This window comes from Paraburkholderia solitsugae, from assembly GCF_013177695.1.
GTDB classification, from domain to species: Bacteria; Pseudomonadota; Gammaproteobacteria; order Burkholderiales; family Burkholderiaceae; genus Paraburkholderia; species Paraburkholderia solitsugae.
This window is the reverse complement of the sequence record NZ_WOEY01000101.1, coordinates 108,398-121,281: the sequence shown is the minus strand read 5'-3', so window position 1 is coordinate 121,281 and position 12,884 is coordinate 108,398. Positions and strand designations below refer to the sequence as shown.

General features: G+C 58.2%; 10 protein-coding genes and 1 pseudogene. 5 read left to right on the top strand and 6 right to left on the bottom strand.

The features are described from left to right. Positions 1-157 precede the first annotated feature (157 nt). Positions 158-1,843, top strand: coding sequence for a phospholipase C (locus GNZ12_RS25990; protein ID WP_172315061.1), 1,686 nt, complete (start codon positions 158-160; stop codon positions 1,841-1,843). A 1,802-nt stretch (positions 1,844-3,645) separates the two neighbouring features. Here the strand turns inward: GNZ12_RS25990 and GNZ12_RS25985 are convergent. The 3 genes from GNZ12_RS25985 to GNZ12_RS25975 form a co-directional block, all read right to left on the bottom strand. Next, the gene (locus GNZ12_RS25985; RefSeq protein WP_172315060.1) at positions 3,646-4,662 is read right to left on the bottom strand and encodes a hypothetical protein; all 1,017 of its coding nucleotides are present in this window, start codon (positions 4,660-4,662) and stop codon (positions 3,646-3,648) included. Positions 4,663-5,089: 427 nt separating this feature from the next. Beyond that, positions 5,090-5,557, bottom strand: a complete 468-nt coding sequence (locus GNZ12_RS25980; protein ID WP_172315059.1) for a hypothetical protein — start codon at positions 5,555-5,557, stop codon at positions 5,090-5,092. Positions 5,558-5,913: 356 nt separating this feature from the next. Then, positions 5,914-6,348 (bottom strand): amidohydrolase family protein, encoded by a 435-nt coding sequence (locus GNZ12_RS25975; RefSeq protein WP_235993884.1) that lies wholly within the window; start codon positions 6,346-6,348, stop codon positions 5,914-5,916. 177 nt (positions 6,349-6,525) lie between these two features. Here GNZ12_RS25975 and GNZ12_RS25970 point away from each other — a divergent pair, with 177 nt between their 5' ends. From GNZ12_RS25970 to GNZ12_RS25960, 3 genes are all read left to right on the top strand, one after another. Beyond that, entirely contained in the window at positions 6,526-7,485 is a 960-nt protein-coding gene (locus GNZ12_RS25970) for an MBL fold metallo-hydrolase (RefSeq protein ID WP_172315106.1), read from the top strand. Between the two features lie 18 nt (positions 7,486-7,503). Then, a complete protein-coding gene (locus GNZ12_RS25965; protein ID WP_172315058.1) occupies positions 7,504-8,604 on the top strand; it encodes a CobW family GTP-binding protein in 1,101 nt (366 codons plus the stop codon). 439 nt (positions 8,605-9,043) lie between these two features. After that, positions 9,044-9,454: a DUF995 domain-containing protein gene (locus tag GNZ12_RS25960; RefSeq protein WP_216673356.1), complete on the top strand. Its 411-nt coding sequence runs from the start codon at positions 9,044-9,046 to the stop codon at positions 9,452-9,454. A 120-nt stretch (positions 9,455-9,574) separates the two neighbouring features. Here the strand turns inward: GNZ12_RS25960 and GNZ12_RS25955 are convergent, their stop codons facing one another. The 3 genes from GNZ12_RS25955 to GNZ12_RS25945 form a co-directional block, all read right to left on the bottom strand. Continuing rightward, on the bottom strand, positions 9,575-10,093 hold the full coding sequence (locus GNZ12_RS25955; RefSeq protein ID WP_172315056.1) for a hypothetical protein: 519 nt from the start codon (positions 10,091-10,093) through the stop codon (positions 9,575-9,577). A gap of 341 nt (positions 10,094-10,434) precedes the next feature. Next, complete coding sequence (locus GNZ12_RS25950) at positions 10,435-11,184, bottom strand: SDR family NAD(P)-dependent oxidoreductase (RefSeq protein WP_172315055.1); 750 nt, start codon at positions 11,182-11,184, stop codon at positions 10,435-10,437. 27 nt (positions 11,185-11,211) lie between these two features. Further along, the gene (locus GNZ12_RS25945) at positions 11,212-12,309 is read right to left on the bottom strand and encodes an SDR family oxidoreductase (protein ID WP_172315054.1); all 1,098 of its coding nucleotides are present in this window, start codon (positions 12,307-12,309) and stop codon (positions 11,212-11,214) included. A gap of 264 nt (positions 12,310-12,573) precedes the next feature. Between GNZ12_RS25945 and GNZ12_RS25940 the strand changes: the two are divergent. Continuing rightward, positions 12,574-12,870: pseudogene (locus tag GNZ12_RS25940) on the top strand (solute carrier family 23 protein); the annotation flags it as partial. Positions 12,871-12,884: the final 14 nt, after the last annotated feature.

Genomic DNA, 12,884 nt, shown 5'->3' with positions numbered 1-12,884 from the left:
TCATACGTGCGTGATTGAATGATTGGCGCCTGCTGTACTGCAACCACCGCGACCGCGCGGCTCTCGATTGTCGGATCGGATCAGCGTTGTGAAGCAGGTTAGATAAGCCATCCCGGCACCGCGATTATCTTTGGGTAACACTACTGGGAGCCACACAATGCTTTGGCGTCGGATTACCGTTATCTCGCTCACGGCTGTCGCGCTTGCGACGACGGCTGCATGGAGCGCCAGCGAAGACCACGACGGGGACCAGCATGGCTCCCGGCGGGATGAAGTCCATACAGCCACCCCCATCAAGCATCTGGTAGTGATCTACGGGGAGAACGTATCGTTCGATCACTATTTCGCGACCTACCCGCATGCGGCAAATCCGTCTGGAGAACCTGCGTTTGCAGCGCAAGCCGGCACGCCAGAGGTGAACGGCTTATCGGGCACGTTGTTGACGGCCAACCCGAACTATACGAACGCCGCCAATGGCGCGGGCGCGACCAATCCGTTCCGTCTCGATCGCACGCAGGCGGCCACAGCCGACCAGAACCATGCGTACACGGCTGAGCAGCAGGCATACGACAACGGCAAGGCAGACCTCTTTCCGAAATACACGGGCAACGGCACCACAGGCGGCGCCGGTGCGTTCGGCACGGCCGGCCAGGTGATGGGTTACTACGACGGCAATACGGTCACGGCGCTCTGGAACTATGCGCAGAACTTCGCGATGAGCGATAACGCCTATACATCGACATATGGTCCGTCGACGCCAGGTGCGCTCGAAGTCGTCTCAGGACAGACCAACGGCATGAAAGTAGTCTTGACGTCGAAGCAGCCCTCGACGGCCGGCTCGTATTACGTCAACGACGGCCAAGGCGGATTCACGATGATCAACGACGTCGATCCTGCCTTCGACCTGTGTTCGAGCACCACCGATGCCGCGCAGATGACCGGCAAGAATATCGGCGACCTGCTCAACGCGCGCAACATTACGTGGGGCGGCTTCATGGGCGGCTTCAATCTGTCGACCACGAACAGCAACGGAACGACAGGATGCAAACGCAGCACGACGTCGCAAGTGGTCGGCGCCGCCACGGCCGACTACATTCCGCACCACAACTGGTTCCAGTACTACGCGTCGACGTCAAACCCCCAGCATTTGCGCCCCAGTTCGGTGTCGGCCATCGGGCATACCTACGGGGCACATCGCTCGACCGTCGATCCCGCGAATCACCAGTACGATATCGACGATTTCTATAGCGCTGTTCAAACTGGTAATTTCCCTGCGGTGAGCTTCCTGAAGGCGCCTGCCTATCAGGACGGTCACGCCGGGTACTCGGATCCGCTTGACGAGCAGGCGTTCGTTACGAAGGTCGTCAACTTCCTGCAACAGCAACCGGATTGGCGTGACACGGCCGTTATCGTGGCATGGGATGACTCCGACGGCTGGTACGACGACGCATACGCACTGCCGACGAGCGCCTCGTTCGACTCGGTCGCGGATCAGTTGACCGGCCCAGGAATTTGCGGCTCAGGCACTGGACCCGACGGGTTGAATGGCAAACCTGTGAACGGTCGGTGCGGTCCCGGTACCCGCATTCCGTTTGTTGTGATTTCGCCATGGGCGAAACAGAACTACATCGACCATACCCTGATTGATCAGTCGTCAGTAGTGCGTTTCATCGAAGACAATTGGCTTGACGGCAACCGGATCGGAGGCGGCTCGTTCGACGCGAAGGCGGGCAGTATCATGGGTATGTTCGATTTCAACCGCCGCCACGATGAGCACCGGGAGACCAAGCTCTACCTCGATCCGACCTCTGGCTTGCCCGTCAAGACACCGCCATCCATCTGACGCGTAACGCTTGTCCGTCCGACGATGAATGTCTTGCGCCACAGCCCGCTGTCGCTGGGCTGTGGCAGTTTCCCTGATCGATCATAGGTTGGGTATGCTATCCGTGCCATAAAAATGACGAGTGTCAACGATCGGACCACTGATGTTGAATGGCCGAAAGCACGGATCCAGAATCTGACCGGACAGCTCCCGTCCGCCGCGAGAAATAGTCACTCGGCTCCGTGGGGCGTGGAGTGGAATGCCACGGGTGGCCGACAATCTCGCTCTCTGCCTCATGCAAGTGGCATAAGTAGCATGAAATTCGCGAGCTGGCGGTCGGCAGAACGCGCCCCAACAGAGACACCCAGCCAGACCGAAAGCAGCCCGTCGTGCTGTCAAACCGTGCGTTCTGCGTACGCAGATTGGGTTGTCTGCCCTAACGAGGTCGTTCTGTGGTCCGCCGTGGCGGCAAATGTTCGTGACCGCGGTCAATGACGCCAAGTACATCCGCGATTTGCCCGCGAGTCGCAGTCACTTCCGGCGTTTCCTTCATCGCATATTTTATTGTTTGAAGAGTTAGCGCATCGTAGGAATGCTCCATCCCCAGTTCAATGATCGCGTCTCGTGGATCGAATGAACCCATGCGCGAACGAACCCATCTGAACGGAGTAGGATCCAATGATTCAGTTTTGACCCGTATTCCGAGAAAGCGGACTTCGCGTCGTACCGCCTTGGGTTGGCGGGAAAACACAAACTGCTTCTTCAGGGATAGTCTGCAAATCGGAACACCGATAAGTATCACGAACAATGCGATGATCCAAGGCCCCGACGCGTGACTAGATTTGTACAGCCTCAAGCTGCTCGCGATGACTGCCGCCAAGTATGCCAAAGTGGGCCACACGCGGCCGCGGGTCCAACATGGAATGGTGGCCTCTGACAACATGCGCTTTTTCCCCATGTTGATTTAATTGTTCGCTCACTTGACACCGGGCTCGCTAATGGGTGTCAACGATCCACGCTGCTGTGTCGATTGACCATAACTGGCCGAACTTGGTCCGATGCGGTCGGCTGTGGTCGACCCAACTGTGCCGCTCGGCAACGACTTCTGGATGCCTGCTTTCGGCTCGACTCAAGACGTAGCAGCGGAAGTGCATGTCACTTGCCAATCGTTCACCAGCCCCGACTGCCGCCTATTTACGGCATCCTAGGACCATGACCGATTATTTCGGCGAAAGCGAGAAAAACAAAAGTACAAAAGAGAAAACCCACCAGACAGATTGCGCAGACGCACTTTACGGGCCATGACCAGCGTCGTGTGGCGAGATGCAAACCCACGAGAGCAAGCGCTAGCAAGACTCCCCCAACAATCCGCGAGCGTGCAGGTTCGTTTGTTAGTCCATGCCCCATCGTGCCGCGGTCGAACCAGTGCCTCTTCTCCCCATAGTCCAGATATCCGATCCAGCCACCAATCGGAATGGCCACCATCAGGGCGAAGTTCAACAAACTGACTATCCAGCGACGCATGTCTCTTTTCTCCCTTTCCCTCACGAGTCGAGCTGTCGTGTGCAACCGCTTTGTTCTCGTCGAAACGCAGTGAAGATTCGACTGCGACGTGATGCTCAACGAAGAATCATGAAGCCGTCGTTGATCGCCATTTCATAGGTAGACTGGCTGAACCCGGGGTTGGCTCTTAAGTCTCGCTTTTCAAGTGTTCGCAATCAGGCCTTTTGGCGAACGCAGCAGAGACGTAAGTTAGGATATCTCTCTTCAGCTTTAGAACTCGCGCCATTGCTTCGTCTATCTCTTGCGCGGTTTGCCTTGGCTCACCGACCGCTAACCGATTCGAGCGCGAATGCCCCTCTAGGGTACGATTCCAACGGGGAATCGTCGGTGCAGTACGGAAACTTGCTTGTCACATGCGTGTCTTCACCGTAGATCTTGAACAGCACTGCGCACATTCTTTTCGGGTGGAGACTCAGTAGGCCGAAAGGTGGTGCGCCACTTTGCACCTGCTTTCCCATGAGTCTAATGAGCGGGTCCACATGATCCTTTGCGGAATCGCCTGAAACGGAGATTGCCCACGCTAGCTCGTACAGTCGGTCGCGGGTCGTCAAAGGAATGGGCTTATCGTCGGGTACCGAAGCGAGCAGTTGATTCATAAGAGACTCTATCCGGGATAGCGCCTCGGGGTGTCCTCCAGCGGCCGCCACTTGTGCTGCGCCAGTTCCGAGCGAGTTTTCGCTGGACACCTGGTCAAAGGCCATGCTCGCGTACTTGGCGGATTGGCGGCCAAAGCCCGCCAATACAGTTCTAGCGATGGGCCGAATGTCTCCGTTGACTTGCCCAGCAATATCGTCGTCAATCACGGGCCGCGCCTCAAAAGCAACTTGTGCTACGGCATCTACAACTTCAACGGGCGGGAGTTGCATATGCGAGGCAAGTTCGATCTCGTATAAATCAAATCTGCCCTTGATCGGATTCCCTGCAAAAGCAGAAGCAACGCGAGCATAAATTTCTGGCGGGCTGCATACCCTCGGACCCACTGACTGTCCGGGAGTGCTGCGATACAGGTCTTGACTGAGCGCGCGCTCGGCCCCGATGGATAGCCAGTCAGCTGAATGCGGGGCAATACGTTCGAGAGTCGAAGCAGCGATTTCAAAGCGCTCGTATTCTTTCTTATTCGCAGGGACGCATTGGGGATTTTTCCAGATCGGGAGGGCAGCCATCGACTGCGGCTCGCGGGTCGCCACCGTTTTCTGTCCCGCCGCCCCATGATGCCCCGTCCAGACGCCGGCAAGGAACGCCAATACGACTCCGACCAGTACATATGTCCGGTTCATCCCCGTTGCTCCGACAATTGTTAATTTTTCGTGTTTGGAGTCCAACGCAGGATAATTTACCACTCCCGTGTGCGACGAGAGCTTTCCATCTGTAGCGATATGAGCATAGACGCACATGCAGCGGGTTAAATTGTCGACGATTCAGGTGCAGAAGTTGGATGGCCGCTCTTGGCCGATACTGTTGAAAAAGTCGGTGACAGTCGTTCTAACCAGGTTTTCATGGGTCGCTTTACCCTTAACCGATGCTCGCGAGCGGTTTGTGGGGCGATCTGAGAGGTCGAATTGTTCAATGCTGGTGTTAGGGCGAGGCGCTACGACTTTTTCAACAGTATCGGCCGCACCGAGACGGACGAAAACCGTCTCAGTGCACGAATCTCCGAAGGATTCCGACGCGCCGCCCCATCACTCGCCGGTTTTTCTCAATCGCCTAGTTTGGCGCGGCAACCGGTTGCTGCAGCGCGTCGGCTCTCAACGCCGCGGCGCTTTCCGATGACGGGTTTTTGCGCTGCGGCGCGTTAGCAGTGGCTACGGGTTCTCCTGCTCGCTGCGATACTTCTTCCGCAAGCAGGCTCGCTGCATGGCGTGCCGTGATGCGGCTTTGCGGAACGCCCTTCGCATCGAGCGCAATCACCTTGTATAGCTCGCGGTCGCATTCGAGTTCCTGCTGATATTGCTCCGCGGTGTCCACCAGCAATTCCAGAAGCGTCTGACGACGTCGTCTTTCCTCAATCGTGATGGAAGGATTCCTACATATCGAGGACGCAAGTGTGATCAACGTATCCAGTTGACCCAGGTGTCGGTCGCATAAATCGAATGCCGACAGGGCAAGCTTTTCATACTGGAGTGCGTCGACAGGCGGACGTGAAGCGGGTTGATTTTTGGTGGACTTGCTCATGGTGCGATCTCCCTGTTACTTCTCGGATCGCCCGACACTCGCTTGGAAGGGGTGAGCGGGCACGAAGCGGGTTAGCAGACCGGGACACAAACAAACCGGCGAGCCTTGCGGCTCCCCACCACGGCCCGCCCATTGAAATATAGACGTGCAGAGGTAGACGCACGCCCGCCTGGGCGGGTGTGCGGTTTGCGTCACTGGCTGCTAAACCAGGTCACCGGGTGTTTCCCGACGACGTGGTAATTATAAAGCAGCCCACGTGGGTTGCCTTCAACGTTGTAGGCTAAATGTTTGATTTGGCCGAAGGGATAAGCGCTAATAGGACAAAGGACAAGGGTAGTCGTAACGCACATCATCAATCAGGGCAGCCTGAACAACCGTTTCGCGTTGTCGCGGCCGATCTTCTGCCGGTCGTTGTCGCCGATCTCCGCGCGATCGAACCAGGCGCTCGCCTCTTCCATCGTCTCGAACGGATAGTCGGTCGAGAACAGCACTCGGTCGCCGCCAATTTCCTCCATCGCATTGCGCATGGCAATCGTGCGGAAATTGCCGCTCGTCGTCATATGGAAGTTCTGCCGGAAATAGTCCATGAACGGCTGCTTCGCCTTGACGCCCATCGGGTTCTTGCCATTCGCCAAGGCCCAGTGCGAGGTACGCCAGATGTTCTTCTGCACGAGTTCGCCCAGATGGCCGAGAATCACCTGCAGCTTGGGGTAGGCGTCAAACAGACCGCTGCCAATGAGGCGCAACGTATGGACACCCGTCTCCACCGAGAATGCCCATGCCGGGCCCATCAACCACGGATGCCCGTCTATGAGCTATTTCACGATCTTCGTCCGAGCGCTGTTCTCTGATAGTGTCTAGGCGACGCTGCCCGATCCCGACGCTAGAATCGCGCGCACCCTAACCAGAATGTCAGGAGACACAGAGCCATGAGTGATCAGCCGTTCGGACGTTCCCGTCGTGATTTCATGCGTATTGCCGTTACAGCAGGCACCACCGCAGCGCTGCCGTGGATGCAGGACGCTCACGCGCAGTCACCGGCCAGCTCCGCAACCCCTGCACCCGCCGCTGGACTCCCGGCAAAAGGCACACAACTGATCCTGCTCGGCACCAAGGGGGGCCCGACGCCATCTGACCTGCGCGCGGCACCGGCGAACGTGCTGGTGGTCGACGGTCAGCCCTATGTGATCGATTGCGGCAACGGCGTCGCGCTGCAATTGACCAAAGCAGGCATCAAACTGCCGGGCATTCGTGACATCTTCCTGACCCACCATCATTCGGACCACAACGCCGACCTCGGCAACCTCGTGTTCCTCGCCTGGGCCACCGGCCTGCATACGCCCGTCAATCTGTACGGACCGCCGCGCATGACAAAGATGATCGACGACTTTGTCGACATGAACGCGATCGACCTCGACGTGCGAATGCGCGAAGAAGGCCGCCCGCCGTTCCGGCCACTGATCAACATCCATGAATTCGACGGCCCGCGCCTCGTGATGGAAGACGACCGCGTGCGCGTCACCTCGACACTGGTCGACCACTACACGATCAAGCCGGCGTTCGCTTACCGCTTCGAGACCAAGGACCGCACCGTCGTCTTCTCCGGCGACACGACCTACTACCCGGCGCTTGCCGAGTTCGCGAAAGGCGCTGACGTGCTGGTGCACGAAGTGATGTACCTGCCCGCGCTCCAGAAGCTGATGAAGACCGTCGACAACGCGCCAACGCTGCTCGATCACCTCGTGAAGAGCCACACCACCACTGAACAGGTCGGCAAGATCGCCGCGGCGGCTGGCGTCAAGACGCTAGTGCTGAGCCATTTCGTGCCGGGCGGCGATCCCGCGATTACCGACGAGATGTGGGCCGCCGATGCGCGCAAGCATTTCGACGGACAGGTCATCGTCGGAAAAGACCTGCAGGTAATCTGAGTGTCAGGAAAAACCACCGTGCAATCCGCTGCGATTCCCCTAACGTTGCTGACTGGTTTTCTCGGTTCGGGCAAGACCACGTTGCTTAATCGCCTGCTGCCACAACCGGCGCTGGGCCGTTGTGCGGTGGTGATCAACGAACTGGGCGCGATCGGTCTCGATCATCTGTTCATCAGCACCTCGCGCGACGACACCATCGCGATGCTGGAAAACGGCTGCCTGTGTTGCGGCGTGCGCGACGAACTGGCTGCGACCGTGGCCGATCTGCTAGAGCGTCGCACGCGCGGCGAGATTCCCCCGTTCGAGCGGATTTTGATCGAGACCACGGGGCTCGCGCGCCCCGGTCCGGTAATCTCGCTGCTGCTGGGCGACCCAGCGCTTGATGGTCGTTTGCAACTCGATGGCATCGTGACGACCGTCGATGCGAAACACGGCGCCGCGCAACTTGCCCGACACGAGGAATCGCGTCAGCAGGTGGCGGTCGCGGACCGGCTGTTGCTGACAAAGGCTGAGCTAGTCGATGCGCCCGCGCTTGCCGACCTCGAGGCCGCGCTTGAGGCGCTGAATCCGGGTGCGACGCGCATTCCGGTGCGCAACGGCGAGATTGACGCACAACAATTGCTCGACATCCTGACACCGCGTGCCTTGCGGCCCTGGTTGCGCGCCGAGCCTTCGCCCCGCAAGTCGCTGATGCGTGGCGCGACGGCGTCACGCGTGGCCCATCCGGACATCGACAGCTTCTGCCTGACATACTCGCAGCCATTGCCGATGCAGGCATTCGAGACCGCGCTGACCGTACTGCTCGGCTATCACGGCGAACGCATCCTGCGGGTTAAGGGGATCGGCAATTTCATCGGCGAATCGCGGCCTGTGGTGTTCCATGGCGTGCAGCAGTTGCTGCATGAACCGTTGCGACTTGAAGCGTGGCCTGACGACGATCACACGACTCGGCTCGTCTTCATCGTGCAGGGGCTCGCCAGGTCGGTGATCGAGGAAACGATCACGCATTTTTTGCGCGAAGCTGGGGTGGAGAAACTGGCGCAAGGCGACGACGACGCTTCCTCACGCTTCGTACAAGGTGATGAAGCCTCGGATGCTGAGCGGTGCACCAATCAGTGATTGGAAAGTGGCTCTTGGTAAACGACTGCCCCCTTCAAACGCTGGTTTACTCTTGAAGTTCTGGAAACGCCCCGCTACAACTTCGATAGAGGAACGCAGTTTTTTCAATCACTCGCAAAACGAAGAACTGCATGCACAACTTTTGACGAACCGCGGCTCGGCATTGATTACCCGATGCCGTGCTATTCGTGTTTGCGAAATGTGTTGTGGTAAGTTCCAAAATGCTTCGTTCGAGGGATAGTGGCGCCCTCAATTCCGAAAAAATTAAGACTACGAACGCATCCGTCGACAGTGTCGTCTCTCACGCCGAGCACCTTGTGAATGAGTTTTCCCTGTGGGGCGATGCCTACACCGGGATATGAATCACGAGGGCTCAGGTGTGGCCCGTCAATCGATTGACGACCATCGATTCCGGCGCGTTGCGCCGTGTGGAGACACTATGAAACGCTCCTCAATGTTAATCGTTGCCGCTGCCCTGTCTCTGTCGACTGTCATTGCCGTCGCAGACGATGGGCAACCTTTGTCGCGGGACGAGCTGCAACAGATACTTCCGAATTCGGACGTCAACATCAAGTTTGCGAATGGAGACAACAATCGATGGACGAACGCGCAGGACGGAACACTCGTTGCGAATTGGCAAAATGGCGTTGGATCCGGTTCGAAACACTTTTCGGCGCTCGGCCACGGAACCTGGAAAATCTCCGATGACGGTCGGTACTGTGTTCACATTCAATGGCCGAAGTCAGTCACCGACTGGTGCCGTACCGTCGCCCGGTCGGGCGAGGATTCGTACACGCTGGCGACAACGAACGGTGAGCCGAGCTGGCAGATGAAGGTTTCGAAAAAATAGTCGGCAGGTTCATGTTCGCATGGTCAGATGGACGTCGCCGATATGAAACTGCGGTACTTCGAATAATTGAACGTCTCAGTTTGGGTCGGTCCGAGCGTTGCCCGTCCCACACACCTCGGATTAAAAGCCGTGTCTGACAGAAAGCGTCGCGCCCGTATCATGTGAATGGAGAACCGCGACACGCGCTGTTCCAGAAAAGATCCAGTCGTCGACGATCAACGACAGTCTTCGCTGTGGTTGCGCACCGAGCGTTAAAGTCGCGTTTGGCAACTGAACCAGTGTGAGTTGCAGCGCCGTCGACGGACCCAGATGGAGATAATCCGATGCCTGCTGCGGTACCGCCTCAGGCGTTGGTGTGGCGTTCCCGGCGCCGAATTGGAAGTCGTGGGTCACCTGTGTGCTATAGAAGTTCTCGAATTGCGCGTAGAACGGCTTTCCCTGATCCGACTGATATTCCATTTCATAGCGGGGCAAGTAGCGTTGCGGCTCCGGAATGGGCGGAACGACCGTCTCGGGCAGAGGCGCGATATTCGCAACTGTCGTCTCTTCGGGCGAATCGGTGACGAGGCCGCTCGCGAACGCATATCCGCTCAGTAGAAAAAATATTGCGCCGACAATCCTTTCGCTCAGGCAAGTCATGGGCATGCCTCCGATGAAGGAATTGAAACGTCACTCTACTGACCGTTATGCCTGAACAGACCACCTTTGCAGTTTCGCTTGCACCTATACATTGTAGTCAGTCCTTCGCGTATGGCTACCAATGTGTGCAGCGCCCGCCATACTCCGGCGATCGATGTGCGGGACACGGTACAACGTGGCCCGCGAGTTGGAGAGATGGCGCAAAACATCGCAGGCGTACAGCTGACGCTGAACGTAGGCACCGGTAAGCGCGAAGCGCGCACCTCGCGCGGTGATGTTCCGCGGAGGTGCGCCAAGGCATTTATCTGTCGCGAGGCTGCGACATCGCGGCGTGGCAGGGTCTAGACCTGCGCCAAGCCACCATCGACAAACAGCTCCACGCCTGCCACATAGCTGCTGTCGTCGGATGCGAGGAACAGCGCCGCAGATGCAATTTCCTCCGGTCGTCCGATACGTCCCAGCGGCGTGGCGGCAGCGAAGTTCTGGCGAATCTTTTCCGCGTCCTCGGGCGTCGACGCCTGGCTGTCGATGATCGGTGTGTCGATCGCCCCTGGGCTGATCACGTTGACACGAATGCCACGCCCTTTGAGCTCCATTGTCCACGTACGCGCCAGGGACCGGACCGCCGCCTTCGTCGCACTATAGGTGTCGTGCGCAGGAAGCCCCTTGATGGTAGCGACTGAGCCCGTGAGGATAATGCTGGCGTTGTCCCGAAGGATAGGCAGAGCCTTCTGCACGGTGAAAATTACGCCGCGGACATTGACGTCGAAAGTCTTGTCGTAATGCTCGGGCGAAATCTCCCCGATTGCCTGGTGCTCCACGAAGCCGGAATTGGCGAAAAGTACATCGACAGATCCCCGTTCGGCCTTGACCTTGGAATACAGCCGATCGAGGTCTTCCATCCTTGTGACGTCGCCCTGTACCGCCGTGACGTTTTTGCCTATATGGTCAACGGCTTTATTCAGTTCCGATTGCCGCCTCCCAAAAATAAACACGTGAGCGCCCTCTTCCGCGAATCGCTTTGCCGTGGCGAGGCCGATGCCGCTGCTACCGCCTGTTATGACGGCTGTCTTGTCCTGCAGTCTGTTCATGATGTGTTCCTCCTGGCCAGCGCGCCCTCACTGCAGCGTCGGCGGCAAAAGCTTCCGGTCGATGAAAGACTGAAGCGCTGCGCAGAATGGGTCCTGAGTGTCGACCGCAGCGTTGAATCCGGCTTTACGAAGCTTGACGGTGCTGACAAAAGCGACGGGGCCCGCAGGCGCTCCATATGCGAACGCAAAGTCGGCATGTTGATCGCCCTGTCCGACAAACGCACGAAGATCACCACTCGCAAGGTCGTACTTCTCGACGATCTTCGCCCAGACGTCGGCGTTGTCGCGAATGTACTGCGCCACCCTGGTAGGCTCATCGCCTCCAACTTTCACGCCTAGCGTCTTCGCCATCGCGGGCCACACACTTCGCCATTCGAAGACATCGCCGTTGGTGACGTTGAAGATCTCGTTCGCCGCTTGCGGAGATTGCGCCGCCCACACCATCACCTCGCCGACGAGATCGGCGTCTGCCATTTCCCAGACGAACGACGGGCCGCCGGGAAAACTGAATGCCTCGCCCTTCTCGCGGCGGATAGCCGCATACACACCGATGGCCGGGAGTACGTTGAGCGCCCCGGGCGTCTTCCCGGTGACGAGTTGAGGGCGCAGCACGGTGTAAGTGAAACCGTGCTTCGCAGCCGTGTCGCGAACGTAGTCCTGCTGATCGAAGAAGAAGTTCGCGTGATTTTCGCGGGGGTCGCTCTCCCGTGCCGGGATAGCAATAGGATGAAGGTGCACGCCGTATGCCTTCGTTCCCTGCAGGATAGACACATGCTTGAGCGCCGATTTCCCTGAAATGAGGGGCTCGATCACATTGCGCAGCATCGCATTGTTCACTTCGATCTGGTCTGTGCTCGACCAACCGCTCACCAGATCATCGGCATGCTCGTAAATTGCCGCATACGCTACGTGCGTAATGTCGGTGAGCGCAGACAGCGCCTCATGGGCGGCGCTCTCATCTCGCAAATCCACCGGGATAAACGCAAAGTCTCGCCCACTCGGCAGTTCCGGCTTGCGCCTCGAAATACCGACGACATCCCAGCCCGCGGAGAGAAAGGAATCAATCGCGGCTACGCCTATGAGTCCGCTCGCTCCCACCACCAATACCTTATTTCTCGTGTCCATTACTTCCTCCAGTTCCGTGATTTCTGTCCCGGCCCAAACATTCATATTCGATTCTGAAAATATCGAATCTGCCTGGGCGCGCTTCCCGACTGGCAGCCGGTCGTGACAAATTTAGTCCCGACGGTAGGTGCGTGGTAGCAGCGGGCGCGGAATCATAGTTATTCCCTGGAGTAATAGTCGTCCTCGCCCGAAACGATCGATCGCAGACGACCATGCCCTGATTGCGGACCGCGGCTTTCCGGGCCTGATGGCGAGGGATCAGGTATGCGACAGCCTGGCCGCTCCGGCAGCATTCGGCGATGCGACGTGCGTTTCGTCACACTGAGTTCGGCACGCTTCGTTTTGACGGCAGTCAGCGCGCCATTCGCGTTCGGCGCACCATGTTTCGCGGTAACGCCAATTCTCGTGATATCGCTCGCGATGCCCGTCATCATGGCGGAGACGACCGGCAACGTACTCGCGATCGGCACGATCATCGGGCGCCCATCGTCGCAGACCACGCTTGGCAACGCGTTTCGCGCCGACGGGCTTTCGACGATGCTCGGTGGCGTCTTCAACAGCTTCCCGTGCAACGC

Excerpts from the sequence above, each read along its gene's own strand:
- GNZ12_RS25960 (WP_216673356.1), top strand. The coding sequence starts at position 9,044 with ATGAAACGCTCCTCAATGTTAATCGTTGCCGCTGCCCTGTCTCTGTCG.
- GNZ12_RS25945 (WP_172315054.1), bottom strand. The coding sequence starts at position 12,309 with ATGGACACGAGAAATAAGGTATTGGTGGTGGGAGCGAGCGGACTCATA.
- GNZ12_RS25985 (WP_172315060.1), bottom strand. The coding sequence starts at position 4,662 with ATGAACCGGACATATGTACTGGTCGGAGTCGTATTGGCGTTCCTTGCC.
- GNZ12_RS25955 (WP_172315056.1), bottom strand. The coding sequence starts at position 10,093 with ATGACTTGCCTGAGCGAAAGGATTGTCGGCGCAATATTTTTTCTACTG.
- GNZ12_RS25970 (WP_172315106.1), top strand. The coding sequence starts at position 6,526 with ATGCGTATTGCCGTTACAGCAGGCACCACCGCAGCGCTGCCGTGGATG.
- GNZ12_RS25980 (WP_172315059.1), bottom strand. The coding sequence starts at position 5,557 with ATGAGCAAGTCCACCAAAAATCAACCCGCTTCACGTCCGCCTGTCGAC.
- GNZ12_RS25950 (WP_172315055.1), bottom strand. The coding sequence starts at position 11,184 with ATGAACAGACTGCAGGACAAGACAGCCGTCATAACAGGCGGTAGCAGC.
- GNZ12_RS25990 (WP_172315061.1), top strand. The coding sequence starts at position 158 with ATGCTTTGGCGTCGGATTACCGTTATCTCGCTCACGGCTGTCGCGCTT.
- GNZ12_RS25975 (WP_235993884.1), bottom strand. The coding sequence starts at position 6,348 with ATGGGCCCGGCATGGGCATTCTCGGTGGAGACGGGTGTCCATACGTTG.